This window comes from Providencia sp. UF-183, from assembly GCF_058246155.1.
Window position 1 is genome coordinate 59,647 of record NZ_JBSICD010000003.1, and the last position, 17,564, is coordinate 77,210.

The 17,564-nt window shown below is 42.9% G+C and carries 15 protein-coding genes and 1 other annotated feature; of the genes, 10 read left to right on the plus strand and 5 right to left on the minus strand.

The window, feature by feature from the left end:
- Positions 1–227: 227 nt before the first annotated feature.
- Together radA and nadR are read left to right on the plus strand one after the other, a co-directional pair.
- Positions 228–1,613, plus strand: a complete 1,386-nt coding sequence (radA, locus tag AC4IFT_RS03240; RefSeq protein WP_490750618.1) for a DNA repair protein RadA — start codon at positions 228–230, stop codon at positions 1,611–1,613.
- A gap of 24 nt (positions 1,614–1,637) precedes the next feature.
- Positions 1,638–2,873 (plus strand): multifunctional transcriptional regulator/nicotinamide-nucleotide adenylyltransferase/ribosylnicotinamide kinase NadR, encoded by a 1,236-nt coding sequence (gene nadR, locus AC4IFT_RS03245; protein ID WP_219245659.1) that lies wholly within the window; start codon positions 1,638–1,640, stop codon positions 2,871–2,873.
- 218 nt (positions 2,874–3,091) lie between these two features.
- Here the strand turns inward: nadR and ettA are convergent, their stop codons facing one another.
- Positions 3,092–4,759 (minus strand): energy-dependent translational throttle protein EttA, encoded by a 1,668-nt coding sequence (gene ettA / locus AC4IFT_RS03250; RefSeq protein ID WP_273839759.1) that lies wholly within the window; start codon positions 4,757–4,759, stop codon positions 3,092–3,094.
- A 257-nt stretch (positions 4,760–5,016) separates the two neighbouring features.
- On the opposite strand from ettA, the gene AC4IFT_RS03255 reads away from it, so the two are divergent.
- The 4 genes from AC4IFT_RS03255 to trpR all read left to right on the plus strand — a co-directional run bounded on the left by AC4IFT_RS03255 (position 5,017) and on the right by trpR (position 8,652).
- Positions 5,017–5,298 carry a type II toxin-antitoxin system RelE/ParE family toxin gene (locus tag AC4IFT_RS03255; protein WP_490731606.1) on the plus strand — a complete coding sequence of 94 codons (282 nt, stop codon included), beginning with the start codon at positions 5,017–5,019 and terminating at the stop codon, positions 5,296–5,298.
- A gap of 10 nt (positions 5,299–5,308) precedes the next feature.
- Complete coding sequence (locus AC4IFT_RS03260; RefSeq protein ID WP_490731608.1) at positions 5,309–5,611, plus strand: HigA family addiction module antitoxin; 303 nt, start codon at positions 5,309–5,311, stop codon at positions 5,609–5,611.
- A gap of 279 nt (positions 5,612–5,890) precedes the next feature.
- Positions 5,891–7,804, plus strand: a complete 1,914-nt coding sequence (gene sltY / locus AC4IFT_RS03265) for a murein transglycosylase (protein ID WP_490750619.1) — start codon at positions 5,891–5,893, stop codon at positions 7,802–7,804.
- Between the two features lie 530 nt (positions 7,805–8,334).
- Entirely contained in the window at positions 8,335–8,652 is a 318-nt protein-coding gene (trpR, locus tag AC4IFT_RS03270; RefSeq protein WP_490731612.1) for a trp operon repressor, read from the plus strand.
- A gap of 366 nt (positions 8,653–9,018) precedes the next feature.
- Here the strand turns inward: trpR and yjjX are convergent, their stop codons facing one another.
- Positions 9,019–9,555: an inosine/xanthosine triphosphatase gene (gene yjjX / locus AC4IFT_RS03275; protein ID WP_219245664.1), complete on the minus strand. Its 537-nt coding sequence runs from the start codon at positions 9,553–9,555 to the stop codon at positions 9,019–9,021.
- Between the two features lie 52 nt (positions 9,556–9,607).
- Here yjjX and gpmB point away from each other — a divergent pair, with 52 nt between their 5' ends.
- A complete protein-coding gene (gpmB, locus tag AC4IFT_RS03280) occupies positions 9,608–10,255 on the plus strand; it encodes a 2,3-diphosphoglycerate-dependent phosphoglycerate mutase GpmB (protein WP_219245665.1) in 648 nt (215 codons plus the stop codon).
- Positions 10,256–10,294: 39 nt separating this feature from the next.
- Here the strand turns inward: gpmB and robA are convergent, their stop codons facing one another.
- Positions 10,295–11,209 carry an MDR efflux pump AcrAB transcriptional activator RobA gene (robA, locus tag AC4IFT_RS03285; protein ID WP_490750620.1) on the minus strand — a complete coding sequence of 305 codons (915 nt, stop codon included), beginning with the start codon at positions 11,207–11,209 and terminating at the stop codon, positions 10,295–10,297.
- A 179-nt stretch (positions 11,210–11,388) separates the two neighbouring features.
- Here robA and creA point away from each other — a divergent pair, with 179 nt between their 5' ends.
- Positions 11,389–11,865, plus strand: a complete 477-nt coding sequence (creA, locus tag AC4IFT_RS03290) for a protein CreA (RefSeq protein ID WP_219245667.1) — start codon at positions 11,389–11,391, stop codon at positions 11,863–11,865.
- 72 nt (positions 11,866–11,937) lie between these two features.
- Here creA and AC4IFT_RS03295 read toward each other — a convergent pair whose 3' ends face one another.
- Positions 11,938–12,900, minus strand: a complete 963-nt coding sequence (locus AC4IFT_RS03295) for an Abi family protein (protein WP_490750622.1) — start codon at positions 12,898–12,900, stop codon at positions 11,938–11,940.
- Positions 12,901–13,174: 274 nt separating this feature from the next.
- Complete coding sequence (arcA, locus tag AC4IFT_RS03300; protein ID WP_206084510.1) at positions 13,175–13,891, minus strand: two-component system response regulator ArcA; 717 nt, start codon at positions 13,889–13,891, stop codon at positions 13,175–13,177.
- Between the two features lie 1,032 nt (positions 13,892–14,923).
- On the opposite strand from arcA, the gene thrL reads away from it, so the two are divergent.
- Positions 14,924–15,019, plus strand: coding sequence for a thr operon leader peptide (gene thrL, locus AC4IFT_RS03305; RefSeq protein WP_219245668.1), 96 nt, complete (start codon positions 14,924–14,926; stop codon positions 15,017–15,019).
- Positions 14,958–15,080, plus strand: a sequence feature (Thr leader region). Its footprint overlaps the gene before it by 62 nt.
- A 24-nt stretch (positions 15,081–15,104) precedes the next feature.
- Positions 15,105–17,564, plus strand: coding sequence for a bifunctional aspartate kinase/homoserine dehydrogenase I (thrA, locus tag AC4IFT_RS03310; protein WP_490731618.1), 2,460 nt, complete (start codon positions 15,105–15,107; stop codon positions 17,562–17,564).

A 17,564-nucleotide genomic window follows, 5' to 3' on the forward strand; every position in this document is an offset into this window, starting at 1 on the left:
TTGCTGTAGCGGTGTTGGCTGCGCTCGCTAACCCTAGTCACATACAGGTGTATGCTCCTAGGGCTTAGCTTCACTTGCCGCCTTGCTACAACACAATCCATTTTGAATGTTAAGCTAATTTAATTTTCAAGATTCAAGATTCAAGATTCAAGATTCAAGATTCAAGATCATTAGAACACTGTGGTTCGGCGGTTGTAATACAGCATAATTTTAACGAGGAGTTTGGTGTGGCGAAAGGGGTAAAAAGGGCGTTTGTCTGTAATGAATGCGGGGCGGATTATCCGCGTTGGCAGGGGCAATGCAGTGCTTGCCATGCATGGAATACGATTACGGAAGTGCGTCTTGCCTCAACAAACTCGGTTTCACGTAATGACCGGTTAACGGGGTATGCGGGGAATGCGGCGGGGGTGAGTAAAGTTCAGAAACTTTCTGATATCAGCCTTGAAGAATTACCGCGTTTTACCACTGGGTTTAAAGAATTTGACCGCGTGTTGGGTGGTGGCGTCGTGCCGGGAAGCGCTATTTTGATCGGCGGAAATCCGGGAGCCGGTAAAAGTACCTTGCTGCTGCAAACCATGTGTTTACTATCTCGCGAAATGAAAACCCTGTATGTCACGGGGGAAGAGTCATTGCAACAGGTGGCGATGCGTGCGCACCGATTAGGTTTGCCAACAGACTCGCTCAACATGCTCTCTGAAACCAGCATCGAACAAATTTGTTTAACCGCAGAGCAAGAACAGCCCAAATTAATGGTCATTGACTCCATCCAAGTGATGCATATGGCGGATATCCAATCGTCACCGGGGAGTGTCGCGCAAGTCCGTGAAACCGCTGCCTATTTAACGCGGTTTGCCAAAACCCGCGGTGTCGCCATTATTATGGTGGGTCACGTAACCAAAGACGGCTCGTTGGCGGGGCCTAAAGTGCTTGAACACTGTATTGACTGCTCGATTATGTTAGATGGTGATGCCGATAACCGTTTTCGCACCCTGCGCAGCCATAAAAACCGTTTTGGGGCGGTGAACGAATTAGGGGTGTTTGCTATGACAGAACAAGGCCTCAAAGAAGTCAGTAACCCATCAGCCATTTTCTTAAGTCGTGGTGATGAAATTACGTCAGGCAGTTCGGTGATGGTGGTGTGGGAAGGCACGCGCCCACTGCTGGTGGAAATTCAAGCACTGGTTGATCACTCAATGATGTCTAACCCGCGCCGTGTTGCAGTTGGCTTAGAGCAAAACCGTTTAGCGATTTTATTGGCGGTGCTGCACCGTCATGGTGGCTTGCAAATGTCGGATCAAGACGTGTTTGTGAACGTGGTGGGTGGCGTCAAGGTCACTGAAACCAGTGCTGACCTTGCTTTGCTGCTGTCCCTTGTGTCCAGTTTTCGCGACCGTCCGTTACCGCGCGACCTTGTCGTTTTTGGTGAAGTTGGGCTGGCGGGGGAAATTCGCCCAGTGCCAAGCGGGCAAGAGCGTATTTCAGAAGCGGCAAAACACGGTTTTAAACGCGCCATTGTTCCCCATGCGAATATGCCGAAAAAATCACCGCCAGATATGAAAGTGTACGGGGTGAAAAAATTAGCGGATGCATTAAGTATTTTGGACGAGCTATAACGCTCTGAGTTAAAAGGAAAAACCATGGCTGAATTTGACTATCTAAAAAACGCGATCAAACGGGCGGGTTATACGCTGCAACAGGTTGCGGATGCGACAGATATGACCAAAGGCTATCTCAGCCAGTTGATTAATGACAAAATTAAGAGCCCTAGCGCCCAAAAAATTGCGGCGCTTCATCGCTTTCTCGGATTGGAGTTTCCTAACCAGCAAAAAACAATCGGTGTGGTGTTTGGTAAATTTTACCCGTTGCACACGGGGCATATTTATCTGATCCAACGGGCATGTAGCCAAGTGGATGAATTACATATTATTTTGTGCCACGATGAGCCTCGTGATAAAGAGCTGTTCGTTAATAGTTCCATGTCCCAGCAACCTACAGTGAGCGACAGACTTCGTTGGTTGCTACAAACCTTTAAATATCAAAAGAATATCCATATTCACTCGTTTGATGAACAGGGTATTGAGCCGTATCCACATGGCTGGGAAGTGTGGAGCGATGGGATGAAAGGCTTTTTGAAAAAGCACAACATTAACCCAAGCTTTATCTATTCAGGGGAAGCAAATGATGCCCCGCGCTATAAGAAATACTTGGGGATTGAAACTATCCTTATCGATCCTGAGCGCACGTTTATGAATATTAGCGGTAACCAAATCCGCCAAGCACCATTTCGTTATTGGGAATATATTCCGACTGAAGTGAAGCCATTCTTTGTACGTAAAGTGGCGATTTTAGGTGGGGAATCCAGTGGAAAATCCACGTTGGTCAATAAATTAGCCAATATTTTTAATACGTCTAGTGCATGGGAATATGGCCGTGATTATGTCTTTAGCCATTTAGGCGGCGACGAAATGGCGCTGCAATATTCAGATTATGACAAAATCGCACTAGGGCATGCGCAGTATATTGATTTTGCAGTTAAATATGCAAATAAAGTCGCGTTTATCGATACGGACTTTGTGACCACACAAGCGTTCTGTTTGCGTTATGAAGGTAAAGAGCACCCATTTGTTCAAGCGCTAATTGATGAGTATCGATTCGACCTAGTTATTGTTCTCGAGAACAACACGCCATGGGTCGCCGATGGTTTGCGAAGTTTAGGCAGCGATAAAGACCGAAAAGCATTTCAAAATTTACTCATTGAAATGCTGAAGAAAAATAATGTTGAGTTTGTCCGCGTGGAGTCCTCAGACTACGACACACGCTTCTTGGAGTGTATCTCATTAGTTCAACAGTTATTGATGTTGGATGATCTATAAAATCCACAATAAAAACGGTGCTGTTTGGGCACCGTTTTATTACCTTTATCCCTTAAACGCGCAGACGTTAGAAGGATTAAGCGGCAATTCATTATATTCAAAATAATTCGGCTTGCAGGTAGGAGGCGAGTGAAACTAAGCCCTAGGAGCATACATAAGTATGTGACTAGGGTTAGTAAACGAAGCCAACGCCGCTGCAAGCCGAAGAATGAAGAATATTATTTGGTCATACGCTTATACTTCATCCGATGCGGCTGCAACGCTTCCGCACCTAACGTACGCTTTTTATAATCTTCATACTCAGAGAAGTTACCTTCGAAGAACGTAATATTACCTTCATCTTGATAATCAATGATATGCGTAGCGATACGGTCAAGGAACCAACGGTCATGGGAAATAACCATAGCGCAACCAGGGAACTCTAACAGCGCATTTTCTAACGCACGTAAGGTTTCTACGTCGAGGTCGTTGGTTGGTTCATCGAGTAACAGTACGTTGCCGCCGACTTGCAGCAGTTTGGCTAAGTGTAAACGACCACGTTCACCACCGGATAACTCGCCAACACGTTTACCTTGGTCAATGCCTTTAAAGTTAAAGCGGCCAACGTAAGCACGGCTCGGGATCTCGAAGTTACCAATACGCATGATATCTTGCCCGTTGGAAATCTCTTCCCATACGGTTTTGCTGTCATCCATTGAGTCACGGAACTGGTCAACAGAGGCAATCTTAACTGTTTCACCCACAGTGATCGACCCTGAATCAGGTTGCTCTTGGCCTGAAATCATACGGAATAGGGTGGATTTACCCGCACCGTTTGGACCGATAATCCCAACAATTGCCCCTTTAGGAATGGAGAAATTCAGGTTATCGATTAATACGCGGTCACCATAGGATTTACTTAGGTTTTCAACCTCGATGACTTTGTCACCTAAACGTGGTCCAGGTGGAATAAAGAGTTCGCTTGTTTCATTACGTTTTTGATATTCAACGTTATTAAGTTCTTCAAAGCGAGCTAGACGCGCCTTACCTTTCGATTGACGGCCTTTCGGGTTTTGACGGATCCACTCAAGCTCTTTCTCAATAGACTTACGGCGAGCGGCTTCAGTTGATGCCTCTTGCGCCAAACGCTCATCTTTTTGCTCAAGCCATGAAGAGTAGTTGCCTTCCCATGGAATACCTTCACCACGGTCAAGCTCAAGGATCCAACCTGCAACGTTATCTAAGAAGTAACGGTCATGCGTGATGGCCACAACGGTACCTTCGTAGTCATGTAAGAAGCGCTCTAACCACGCAACAGACTCGGCATCCAAGTGGTTGGTTGGTTCATCGAGCAGCAGCATGTCTGGTTTTTCCAGCAGTAGGCGGCAAATTGCCACACGGCGGCGTTCACCCCCAGAGAGGTTTTCAATTTTTGCATCCCAAGCAGGCAGGCGCAGCGCATCAGCGGCACGCTCCAATTGGTTATCTAAATTGTGACCATCTTGCGCGGAAATAATCGCTTCTAACTCGCCCTGTTCTTTGGCCAGTTTGTCAAAATCTGCACCTTCTTCAGCGTAGGCGGCATAAACTTCGTCTAAACGCGTTAATGCACGTTTAACTTCGCCAACGGCTTCTTCTACTGCTTCACGCACGGTGTGCTCAAGGTTCAGTTTTGGTTCTTGTGGCAGGTAGCCGATTTTTAAACCAGGTTGTGGACGTGCTTCACCTTCGATATCGGTATCAATACCCGCCATGATGCGCAGTAATGTTGATTTACCTGCACCGTTGAGACCTAAAACACCGATCTTAGCCCCCGGGAAGAAGCTCAGAGAGATATTTTTTAAAATATGACGTTTCGGTGGAACAATTTTTCCAACCCGATACATACTATAAACGAATTGAGCCAAGTTATTTACCTTTTGTTTTATAAAGGGAATTTTAATTTTATGCTGTTTTCTGTACGTCAGGGGAAAATGCCCTAAAAGACAGCGAAAAACCGCGATAAATTGTTTGTCCTGAACTATACCTGAACATCAGAGGATCATCCATCCCTCCCCGTTATCTGATGAGAGATAGGCAGATAACAGCGGTGTTTTATTTTTAAACATTTACTTTTTTAACTCTGATTGTATAGTGAGTCGATACGCTATACAGGGAGTGAATTGTGATAAAAAGTTTTAAGCACAAAGGAATAGAGCGTTTTTTTATGATGGGAATTACCTCAGGTATTCAAGCGAAACATATTACAAAATTACGGATACAGCTTACTGCGTTAAATACGGCCAAAAGACCACAAGATATGTCTGCACCCAGTTGGAAACTACATCAGTTAAAAGGTGCTGATTTGCAAAGTCATTGGTCAATATCCGTCAATGGAAATTGGCGGTTAACGTTTAAATTTGAGGATGAAGATGCCATCCTCGTTGATTATCAAGATTATCATTAAGGTGAAAATCATGAATAAAATGCATAATCCAGTACACCCGGGTATGGTGTTGCGTGAGTATTTAGAGGGTATTTCAGTAACTGATGCAGCGAAAGGGTTGGGTGTCACTCGTGCAACATTGTCGCGTATTCTTAATGGCAGCAGTGGCGTTTCGGCCGATATGGCGCTCCGCTTGGAAATGGCATTAGGAACGAGTGCAAAGATGTGGGTAGACATGCAGGCTCAATATGAGCTGTGGCAAGCCTCTTTAGCAGAGCGGCCGGCAATCAAACCTTTATTTCCGACTCAAGTGGATACTGAGCTGCATAAATGATACGTAAAAGACTGTAAAGCAGGTAAATTCAGGAACTCTCCGCTGTTGCTCGATAAAAACTTTCGGTAGCATTAACATTATTGATATATGTTTAATATACCCGTAATCCTTCAAGTTGCAGCGGTGTTGACTACGCTACGCTCGCCGAGTCACATAGTATATCTATGCTTCTCGTCTATCTTCGCTTGTCGCCTACCTGCAACTCGAATTATTTGGGGTATATATAGGTTAAGGTTTTTCCTGTATTTTGACTTTAATTTAGCGATGGAGCGAGTGGATATGAAACGTTGGTTAGCGGCAATTCCAGTGACAATGATGCTAGTTTCTAGCACCGTATGGGCGGATTCCCTACAGTCACAGCGGGAGCGGTATCAAGCGATTAAAACCGCTTGGGATGCAAATAAAATGGATGAAGTGGAGCGCTTATTACCGACGTTGCATGATTATCCTCTTTATCCTTATTTGGCTTACCGTGAGCTGACGCAAGACCTTGATATTATTTCACCTCGTCAGGTTCAGGAGTTTATTAACGCCTACCCAACGCTACCTGTTGCTAAGAATTTAAAAACGCGTTTTGTCAACGAACTTGCCCGTCGCCAAGAGTGGAAATCATTGCTTGAATTTAGCCCGGAAGCACCAAAACCTGCCGAAGCACAATGTAATTTCTATTTTGCTAACTGGGCTGTTGGGAACAAACAAGTGGCTTGGCAAGGCGCTGAAAAAGCGTGGTTAAATGGCCATTCAATGCCCGCGGCCTGCGATAAACTCTTTAACGAATGGGAAAAAGCAGGCTATTTAAGTGCTGAAATGGTGCTAGAGCGAATTAATCTGGCAATTAAAGAAGGGAACCCGTCGATTGCCAGTTATTTAGCAAAACGTCTACCGCCGAGTTATAAAACCATTGGTGATGCGTTGATTAAATTGCAAAATGAGCCAGCTTCGGTGGTTTCGTTTGCAAAAACTGTCACCCCAACGGATTTTACTCGCCAAGCAACCATTGCGGCATTTAACCGCTATGCACGCCAATCGCCAGATGCTGCTCGCTCGGTATTAAGCAGCGTAAGCTCTGCGCAAAAAATGAATATTGCTGAAAGCCAGCAGCTAAAAGACAGCATTGCATGGCAGTACATGGGGGATGTGCCCCCTGAACAAGCACAGTGGCGTGATGAGACTATTCAGGAAACGAATTCAGCTTCGTTAAAAGAGCGCCGTGTTCGTCTTGCGTTAGGGCAAGGGGATAAAACGGGTGTTGCTTCATGGCTAAGGCAGCTTCCAGCGGACGTGAAAAACAAAGAAGAATGGCAATATTGGCAGGCGATTACGCTAATTGATGCCGGGAAAAAAGCAGAAGGCGAAACGCTGCTTCGCCAGCTAACTGAAAAACGTGGTTTCTACCCGATGGTTGCCGCACAAGTGTTAGAGATTGATTACCCTGTGTTAGTTAAAAGCGCGGTGAAACCAGATGCGAGCATCAGCCAGCTCCCTGAGGTCCAACGTGTGCGCGAGCTAATGTATTGGGAAATGGATAATTTAGCGCGCTCAGAATGGGCAAGCTTGGTGGCATCCCGCCCTGCCAATCAACAAGAACAGCTGGCTCGTTATGCGTTCGATAACCAATGGGCAGACCTCAGTGTGCAAGCTACTATCACGGCAAAACTGTGGGATCACCTTGAAGAGCGCTTTCCGTTAGCGTGGGACAAAGAATTTAATCTGTATACCAAATCAAAAGATATACAAAAAAGTTATGCGATGGCTATCGCTCGCCAAGAGAGTGCTTGGAACCCACAAGCGCGTTCGCCAGTGGGCGCAACAGGTTTGATGCAGTTAATGCCAGCAACAGCAAAACATACCGCACAGAAGCAAGGTATTGATTATGTGAATACTAGCCAGCTCACTAACCCAACGATGAATATCGAACTGGGTACGGCGTATTTGGAAGATGTTTACCAGCAATTTGGTAATAACCGTATTTTAGCCAGTGCGGCTTATAATGCAGGTCCATCAAGGGTGACTCGTTGGTTGGGGAACAGTGGCGGCCGTATTGATGCCGTGGCATTTGTTGAAAGTATTCCGTTCTCAGAAACCCGCGGCTACGTGAAAAATGTGCTGTCGTATGATTTGTTCTATCGTCATTTTATGGGGCAAAAGGGGAGTAAGGTTTTACTGCCCAATGAATGGAATATGAAATACTAATTCGCGTCATATTTTGAGCTGTGACGTTGTTGACTGCTCTCGGCTACTCGGGTCACATACTTGTGTATGCTCCCCGAGCTATCCTCGCTGGTCGCCTAGTCACAACTCAAACTATTTAACGTATTAGTGTTTGTCATATTTTGAGTATTAAGACTTGCCATCTTTCGAATTATAGGGGTGTTGGTTTCACTTGCTAACCCTAGTCACATACTTGTGTATGCTCCTAGGGCTTAGCGCCACTCGCCGCCTACCTACAATCCGAACTATTTTGAGTATTAAGACTTGCCATCTTTCGAATTGTAGGGGTGTTGGTTTCACTTGCTAACCCTAGTCACATACTTGTGTATGCTCCCCGAGCTATCCTCGCGGGGAGCCTAGTCACAACTCAAACTATTTAGTGTATTAATGAAGTAACTAAATGAAATTTGGTTGTTTTTTGTGTTGTTGAATCATGAGTAGCGTTTGGTTGATGATTTCTAATCAGAGTGTGTTATTATTTGTACTAGTTAAATAGTATGGATGGATAAACGATGACAGCAAATCAACACCATGATCCGGCGCTAACAGCCGATGAGAACGCTGACTGGCTGCGCTTTGTGAATTTACTTCAACTGGCCTTTGAACAAGATATTCAATTGCCAGTTTTGCAATTACTGCTTACTCCAGATGAACGAACGGCCTTAGCAACTCGAGTCAGAATCGTACAAGAGCTGATGCGTGGCGAAATGAGCCAACGAGAGCTGAAAAATGAGCTCGGTGTTGGGATCGCAACAATTACACGTGGGTCAAATAGTTTAAAGTCAGCGCCTATTCCTGTGAAGGAGTGGCTGGAGCAGCAACTCCTCTGATATTCGTCATACTTCAAATTGTAGGGGTGTTGGCTTCGCTTGCTAACCCTAGTCACATACTAGTGTATGCTCCTAGGGCTTAGCGCCACTCGCCGCCTACCTACAATCTGAATTATTTAGAATATCTTTATTTTTCATACTTCGCACGATGACGTTGTTGACTGCTCTCGGCTACTTGGGTCACATACTTATGTATGCTCCCCAAGCTATCCTCGTTGGTCGCCTAGTCACCGCACGAATTATTTAGAATATCTTATTCGTCATACTTCGAATGAGTACACATAAAAAAAGTATGGTTTCCCATACTTTGGTGTGTATTAAAGTGGCACTTTTGCCTACATGCAATTTTAATTATTTTGAGTATAATTAGTCTTCGACTTGGTTTAGCTCTTTATAAATTTCATGCTTAATGGGAACCAAAGCCAATATCAAGGCTTGTTGGTAAACACTGGTGCGGGTTAATACGCCGTCAGTGAAAAAACCAATGGCTCCACCTTGTTGTTTGATATTATCGATACCCGTCAAAAAGGCCATTTCATCGCCGAGTTCACGACCTTCACGAATACCTGCCAGAATTTTTTCTGGGATCATAATACTTGCAGAGCGAGATTCACCGCGAATTTGTTTATGTTCAATGACAATCCAAGCGAAAGTCATATCATCATCAATACCCGCTTCAATACCAACCCAAAAGTCAGCTTCTGGGCGAACTTGTCTTGAAGCCATCACGCGTTGTCTAGCGCCTGTACGGGTTTCATTATTACCGATAGGTTGCTGTGGAACACTGCTATCGACATTAATATCTTCAATTTGATAACTGCCTGGCCCAAAAACAGCATCGAAAGCTAGATGGATTGCTTTAATTTTGGCAGGGTTAGTCGTTGCAGCTATAACTTGGTACATTCATTATTTTCCTTTGAACACATACTTCGAAAAGTAATAACGGAACACATCTATGTTACAGGTTTATCTTGTTCGCCACGGCGAAACTGAATGGAATTTGGCTCGCCGCATCCAGGGACAATCTGATAGCCCTCTGACAGCCACGGGACGATTGCAAGCAAAGCAGGTGGCTGAAAGGATAAAATCAGAAGGCATTACCCATATTATCACTAGTGATATGGGGCGCACACTAGAAACTGCACAAATCATTGCAAGTGTATGCGGATGTGAAATTATCACAGAACCGCGTCTACGTGAACTAAATATGGGCGTGCTGGAGCAAAGAGCGATTGAATCATTAACGGAAGAAGAAGAACAATGGCGCAAAAGCTTGATTGATGGCACCCGTGGTGGGCGAATTCCTAATGGGGAATCGATGGAGGAGCTTTACACTCGTATGTTTGCGGCGCTCAATAGTTGCTTAGATTTGCCTGAAGGTAGCCGACCATTACTCGTCAGTCATGGCATTGCGCTGAGCTCATTGATAAGCCGTATTATGGGCGTCCCTGCGTATTCAGAACGTCGCCTACGCTTACGAAATTGTTCGTTATCACGTGTGGATTACCAAAACAGCCCATGGTTAGCGAATGGCTGGATTGTGGAAACAGCAGGGGAAGTCACGCATTTAACGCAACCTGCGTTGGATGAACAACAAGGCTAGTGAGAGAAAAAGGCGTTTCATGGTAGAAACGCCTTTCGATTAAGCGGCTACAGCGACATCCGTTTTGATAGGTACATAGTAATCAAACGTATCAATATGCGTTTTGGGGTCATCACTGTCAGGTGTGATCTTATGCAACTCAATATTTTTTAATCGATAATGTTCGATGTCATACCCTGGTCGACGGGTCAAATTGAGTTTTGGCAAATACACACCATAGATCTGATACAAAAACTCTTGCAGTGCATCACGCGTTGGTACTCCGCTAAATGAAAATTTCACATAATTTCCACTTGGTAGCGTGATATTTGCGTATTGATCGGTATTGAAACTTGCATCTTCAGGTTTCACTGCCGTGGTGTAAAACACCGTCTGTTCATCTTCCTTTTCAGGATTATGGATTGCATGATGCAAACCAAATACTTCAGAGGCAATAGTTGTCGTATTGTCCAAATAATAGTGCCAGAACGTTTGGCGCATTTTTGAGCAGGCGGTTGACCATTCTTCTAACGCATATGAACAGCTTTGTTCTAAGCCAACCAGTGACAACTCAGGCATTTGCATAAATTCATGGTCAATATTGACGTGATTATCTAAAATAATCGGCGGGCAGATACCCGCTGCGCACCACTCTTCGCTACGGCGATAAAAAGCAGGCGTTAAATTAAACTGCTTTTTAAAGGCGCGCGTAAATGTTTGTTGCGAGTCAAAGCGATATTGCAGCGCAATATCTAAAATCGGGCGGCTGGTTAAGCGTAGCGCTACCGCAGCGCGAGAAAGCCTTCTAGCTCGAATATAAGCCCCAATCGCTTGGTCGGTGACCTCTTTGAACATTCGTTGTAAATGCCACTTAGAGTAGCCTGCTTTTGCAGCGACGTTATCAAGCGAAAGCGGTTTATCGAGGTTATCATCTATCCAGCGAAGTAAGTCGCGAATAATATTAGTTTGATCCATGTATATCCCCAGCCAATGCGACTTATAGAACAGATATAATCTATCAATGAATTGCTATTCTATATCAAGTTATCTTTTTCGTTTATAGTAAATGAGTTGTATTTGGGAATTAGTTAGAAAAGTAAATAATTAACCCCGTTAAGGTGTTTTATTGGTGTAAATTGAATAGGAAACCCAGTATGCGTTTTTCCACGTTAAAAAAAATCGTATTTGCGTCGTTGTTAGCGGCGGCGTCTGGTTCAGCGCTCGCTGAAGAAGTTGGTTCAGTGGATACTGTGTTTAAAATTTTTGGGCCGGACCATAAAATTGTTGTTGAAGCCTTTGATGACCCTGATGTTGAAAATGTGACATGCTATTTGAGTCGTTCAAAAACGGGTGGGATCAAGGGTGGGTTAGGGTTAGCGGAAGATACGTCTGATGCGGCAATTTCCTGCCAACAAGTTGGTCCCATTGAATTGAGCGACCGTGTAAAACGTAAACCAACAAAAGGTCAGGTTGTTTTCCAGAAAAGAACGTCGTTAGTCTTCAAGAAACTGCAAGTTGTACGTTTCTACGACCCAAAACGGAATGCACTGATTTATTTAACCTACTCAGACAAAATGATCGACGGTTCTCCGAAGAATGCATTAAGTGCAGTACCGATTATGCCTTGGTAATAGGGTAAGATGCCAATAACCTAGGTTTACTGGCATCTTATTTAAAAATACCATACAAAAAACCGTTCTCTTTCATGGTGATGACCAGAAGGGGTCTGTATGCCATGCCGTGGGGAAACCAGCACTATCTAAATAGTTTGTCACACAATAGTATTTTCCTATCAAAATCGTTAAATCATCATATAAATTAACGTCTTGTATGTCTAAAAACAGTAATATTCTATGTGCCATTGCGAATGGGCTATAAATACGATTGTTGTTTGTTGGTGGAATATTAAGTAATGAAATGATATTTGAAGGGGCGCGAAAGTTCGCATTCCATAACCGACTATGATGAGCATAGCGGTTTCTGATATCTCTAAGTACTCTTAGCCAAGAACAAAGTGCTCTAAAACTCGGTGCACCAAATTCAGAGGCCATTGAGTCCAAGGGGGCACCAGAGCGTTGATTAATAATAGCCGCATTTAGGTTATCGTATATCTTTGATATTGTTCCTATACTGAGAAATTCACTCGCTATCCAAAACGGTGGCAAAAACTTATAGTTATCATGAGTAATATTGTAATACTTTGATTTATAGTGAGTGGCATACTCTTCTTTTGTATTTGAAAACTCATTACTTATCTTGTTTCGAATAGAATCAATAAGGTATGTATTATTATTTTTTATACTAAACCATTGATTATCAAGGTACCAAAAAGGATTATTACTAATAGAGGACATGATGTGATCTAGGCGGCTTCTCAATTTTATTTCAATTCTCGCAATAGCTTTGAAAAAAATAAATCTGATCTGTTCATCAAATCGATATAAATCAACAGCATCTTCAAAAAACTCACCCGATCTATAGTTTTTCCCTGTAGGACAACTTGGGTCTAACAAAGGATGAAGGTAAATTTTAAAGTGGTAGTAGTTTATTTGAGATAATGTTTTTTCTGCAGCACTTTCATCAATAAAACTAAGTTGTTTTGTTTTTAGATCTGAAATGATCTCCGCAGGTGTTTTATACGGCTTTACATATGGGGTATAAGGCATATATTTGCGGTTCCATCGCGATTTTTACTAATAAAAAAGCTCATTACATTCCTAAAATACGTGTAAACGTTATAAAAGGAGCATAATGAGCGTTGTTATTGCCAATTATGCTTATCTCTTTTTTGATGTCAATACTTTTTGTTATTACTAGATTGATTTTTTTCAATTTAATTGAAAACAGTAAAACGTAATTGAAGGGAAATAGAAGGAAAAAATCCGCTGATGAAAAGACAGCGGATTTTAATAGTGAAAAGATAAAAAATTAGACTGCTAATTATTCGTCTAAATCACCACAGAAACGATAGCCTTCACCGTGGATAGTCGCGATGATTTCAGGCGTGTCTGGTGTCGATTCGAAGTGTTTACGAATACGACGGATCGTCACGTCAACAGTTCTGTCGTGTGGTTTTAATTCACGGCCAGTCATTTTCTTCAGTAAGTCAGCGCGGGTTTGAATTTTGCCCGGATTCTCACAAAAATGCAGCATCGCACGGAATTCACTACGTGGTAATTTGTAGTGCTCACCTGCTGGGCTGACTAATGAGCGGCTGTTAATGTCCAATTCCCAACCATTGAATTTATAGCTTTCAACGAGGCGGCGTTCTTCAGTACCACCTGCTAAATTCATAGTACGAGACAACAGATTACGTGCACGAATGGTCAGTTCGCGTGGGTTAAATGGTTTGGTGATATAGTCATCAGCACCGATTTCGAGGCCAAGGATTTTATCGACTTCGTTATCACGGCCTGTTAGGAACATTAACGCGATGCTTTCTTGTTCACGTAACTCACGAGCCAGCAATAAACCGTTTTTACCTGGTAAGTTAATATCCATGATGACTAAATTGATGTCATGCTCAGAGAGGATATTGTTCATCTCTTCGCCATCAGTTGCCTCATGGACCACATAGCCTTCCGCTTCAAAGATACTTTTTAGCGTATTGCGTGTGACAATCTCATCTTCAACAATCAAAATGTGTGGGGTCTGCATAGTTGCTACCTAAGTATTAAAATAAAAATACTGAACTCACAAGCCGTTTCCAGTTAGGTGGTTATTGATATTGTTCTCTGGAAAAACACGTTCATGAGTATAAATTTGTTTTGAAATTCAACAGTGACTTTATGTTGCCGTTTCTAGCAATTGACTCTAAAAATGAATCAAAATATAAGCACTCTCCCAATATTGGGCTGTTAACAGCAATATAACAGCTAATACTGCATTTACCACCTAAAAAACTAACTTTTGTTGATACATATCAAAATCAATTGTAGCACGTTAACAAAAATTGTTAGGGAGATAATTATATAAATTAACTGGCTGTTTAGATATCGGATAGACACTTAAAATTGCAGAGGGTAATGAGAGGGATTCCCGCTTGAGGTTGATATTAAAGCATTAAGTTTTTAGCGAGCTAAATATAACATTATTAATAATGCTCAATTTGTGACCTGGCTCGAATTCCGAAAAGTTCTTTCCCTTATCAAAAAGAGGCTTTGGTGACTCAGTGATAGCGGGAATGTAAAATTAACACCTCTGATTTGGGTTTTTATGGTGTTTAATTAGGAAAGTTACTTATTTTATTTCTGTTAAATGGTTTTTTTTACAATTAAGAAACATATTTATTGGTTTTTTTGTTTATTGAAGGTCGATAAAATCACGCGGTCAAGCAAATATACTTAATGTCTAGCAAGGTGAATTTTTCTAGGTTGATGAAGCCTGAATAACGATAAATTTTTTGCTTTTGGTGAGATGTGCCTTGCTCACAGTAAAGCTCGGTAACACATCATTATTGGCTATTTTATAGGCTAATTTAAATTAAAATGCTTAAAAAAATATTTAACCATTAATTTTGTTTTTTCTGGTTTTTAAAGCTATCTATTCTGTGTTATCGCTCTTTTTATTCAACGTTAGACTCTTTATCCAGATAATTTTTAATCAAAAAAAAGTGATTTTAGTGGTGTGTTTTTACAAATAAATTTGACAATTTATAGCGATTGCTTTAACCGTATAGGGAGAAACCTAATGGATCTAATGAGACAGACAGAATTTATGCGTAATATCAGCCTGACTATTATTATTACCACCACCACCGTAACCACAGGAAACGGGGCGGGCTGACGCATCCAAAAAATAAAAATGAAAAAGCCCGCATCCCTTACCAGATGCGGGCTTTTTTTTGGTGTTAATTCAGGAGAGAAATACCATGCGTGTGCTTAAATTTGGCGGTACTTCGGTTGCGAATGATGAACGAGTACTGAATGTTGCTGACATCGCTGAAAGTAAATTAGCAGATGGGCAAGTGGCTCTGGTGCTGTCAGCGCCAGCAAAAATCACTAACCATCTCGTTGCAATGATTGATAAAACGGTTGCAGGTCAGGATGTCATCACGCATGTGAATGATGCCGAAATGATTTTTGCTAACCTGCTAAAAGGATTGAAGGAAAAACAGCCCGGTTTTGAGTATGACCGACTGAAAAAACTCACTGAGCAAGAATTCGCGCAAATCAAACAAGTACTGCATGGTATTACTCTTCTAGGGCAATGCCCTGATAGCATTAACGCATCTATCATTTGTCGTGGTGAAAAACTGTCAATTGCCATTATGGAATCCGTTTTAAAAGCACGGGGTCATAACGTCACGGTAATCAATCCTGTCGAAAGTTTGTTAGCAAAGGGGCACTACCTCGAGTCTACAGTTGATATCAATGAATCAACAAAGCGTATTGCTGACCTAAATATCCCTAAAGACCACTTTGTATTAATGGCTGGGTTTACCGCAGGAAATGAAAAAGGAGAGTTAGTCGTTTTAGGCCGTAATGGTTCCGATTACTCAGCCGCTGTATTAGCCGCATGCTTGCGCGCAGATTGTTGTGAAATTTGGACTGACGTGGATGGTGTCTATACTTGTGACCCACGCCTTGTACCAGACGCCCGTTTATTGAAAGGGATGTCGTATCAAGAAGCCATGGAGCTTTCTTATTTCGGCGCCAAAGTTCTTCACCCTCGCACCATTGCCCCCATTGCCCAGTTCCAAATTCCTTGCCTGATTAAAAACACCACTAACTTAAGCGCTCCAGGTACTTTGATTGGTGATGGTCAGACCGATGACAGCACGCCAGTAAAAGGCATTACTAACCTGAATAACATGGCGATGATCAACGTCTCTGGGCCGGGTATGAAAGGGATGGTTGGAATGGCGGCACGCATTTTCTCCGTGATGTCCCGCAAAGGTATCTCAGTTGTGTTGATTACCCAGTCATCGTCTGAATACAGTATCAGTTTTTGTGTGCCACAAGGGGAGTTGTTGCGTGCTCGTGCAGCCCTCGAAGAAGAGTTCTATTTAGAGCTTAAAGATGGCGTGTTAGACCCGCTGGATGTGATGGAACAACTGGCGATTATCTCCGTAGTTGGTGATGGTATGCGCACGTTAAAAGGTATTTCTGCGCGTTTCTTCTCCGCATTGACTCGCGGTAACATCAATATTGTTGCAATTGCCCAAGGCTCGTCTGAGCGCTCTATTTCTGCGGTAATTGCTAATGAGTCAGCGACAACCGCCGTTCGTCTCTGCCACCAAATGCTGTTCAATGCAGAGCAAGTGATTGAAGCCTTTATTGTTGGTGTAGGCGGTGTAGGTAATGCATTAATTGAGCAAATTCATCGCCAGCAACAATGGTTAAAGCAAAAGCACATCGACCTGCGTGTGTGCGGTATTGCTAACTCGCGCGCGATGTTGACCAATATGCAAGGCATTGACCTTGATAATTGGAAGGCGGAACTAGCACAAGCGAAAGAGCCATTCAGTTTGAGCCGCCTGATCCGCTTAGAGCGTGAATATCACTTCTTAAACCCAGTGATCATCGATTGCACATCTAACCAAGAAATTGCTGAACAATATGTGAATTTCTTAAAAGATGGCTTTAACGTCGTCACGCCGAATAAGAAAGCAAACACGTTATCCATGGATTATTACCATCAATTACGTGCTGCAAGTGAAACATCAAAGCGTAAGTTTTTATATGATACTAACGTGGGAGCTGGTCTGCCAGTCATCGAAAACCTGCAAAACTTACTCAATGCAGGTGATGAGTTGGTACATTTTAGCGGCATCTTATCTGGCTCATTATCCTTTATTTTCGGTAAGTTAGATGAAGGCATGTCATTGTCTGAAGCCACCACATTGGCGAAAGAAAAAGGCTTTACTGAGCCAGACCCTCGTGATGATTTATCAGGGATGGATGTTGCGCGTAAGCTATTAATTTTAGCCCGTGAAGCAGGATACAATTTAGAGTTGCAAGATATTGAAATTGAAGCGGTTCTCCCTGCTGACTTTGATAGTTCAGGCCCAGTTCCAGAGTTTATGGCGCGTTTACCACAACTTGATGCCCAATTTGCTGCGCGGATAAAAGCCGCAGAAGCAGAACAAAAAGTGTTACGCTATGTTGGTTTGATAGAAGAAGGGCGCTGCCAAGTTAAGATTGTTGCTGTCGATGGCAATGACCCGCTCTTTAAAGTCAAAAATGGCGAAAACGCATTGGCTTTCTATACGCGCTATTACCAACCAATTCCTTTAGTATTAAGAGGTTATGGTGCAGGTAATGATGTTACCGCAGCTGGTGTATTTGCAGATATGTTACGTACTCTGTCATGGAAATTGGGAGTTTAA

Coding starts and splice junctions, on each gene's coding strand:
- creA (WP_219245667.1), top strand. CDS start 11,389: ATGCGTTTTTCCACGTTAAAAAAAATCGTATTTGCGTCGTTGTTAGCG.
- AC4IFT_RS03260 (WP_490731608.1), top strand. CDS start 5,309: ATGAATAAAATGCATAATCCAGTACACCCGGGTATGGTGTTGCGTGAG.
- robA (WP_490750620.1), bottom strand. CDS start 11,209: ATGGATCAAACTAATATTATTCGCGACTTACTTCGCTGGATAGATGAT.
- thrL (WP_219245668.1), top strand. CDS start 14,924: ATGGATCTAATGAGACAGACAGAATTTATGCGTAATATCAGCCTGACT.
- arcA (WP_206084510.1), bottom strand. CDS start 13,891: ATGCAGACCCCACACATTTTGATTGTTGAAGATGAGATTGTCACACGC.
- gpmB (WP_219245665.1), top strand. CDS start 9,608: ATGTTACAGGTTTATCTTGTTCGCCACGGCGAAACTGAATGGAATTTG.
- thrA (WP_490731618.1), top strand. CDS start 15,105: ATGCGTGTGCTTAAATTTGGCGGTACTTCGGTTGCGAATGATGAACGA.
- AC4IFT_RS03295 (WP_490750622.1), bottom strand. CDS start 12,900: ATGCCTTATACCCCATATGTAAAGCCGTATAAAACACCTGCGGAGATC.
- yjjX (WP_219245664.1), bottom strand. CDS start 9,555: ATGTACCAAGTTATAGCTGCAACGACTAACCCTGCCAAAATTAAAGCA.
- trpR (WP_490731612.1), top strand. CDS start 8,335: ATGACAGCAAATCAACACCATGATCCGGCGCTAACAGCCGATGAGAAC.
- nadR (WP_219245659.1), top strand. CDS start 1,638: ATGGCTGAATTTGACTATCTAAAAAACGCGATCAAACGGGCGGGTTAT.
- sltY (WP_490750619.1), top strand. CDS start 5,891: ATGAAACGTTGGTTAGCGGCAATTCCAGTGACAATGATGCTAGTTTCT.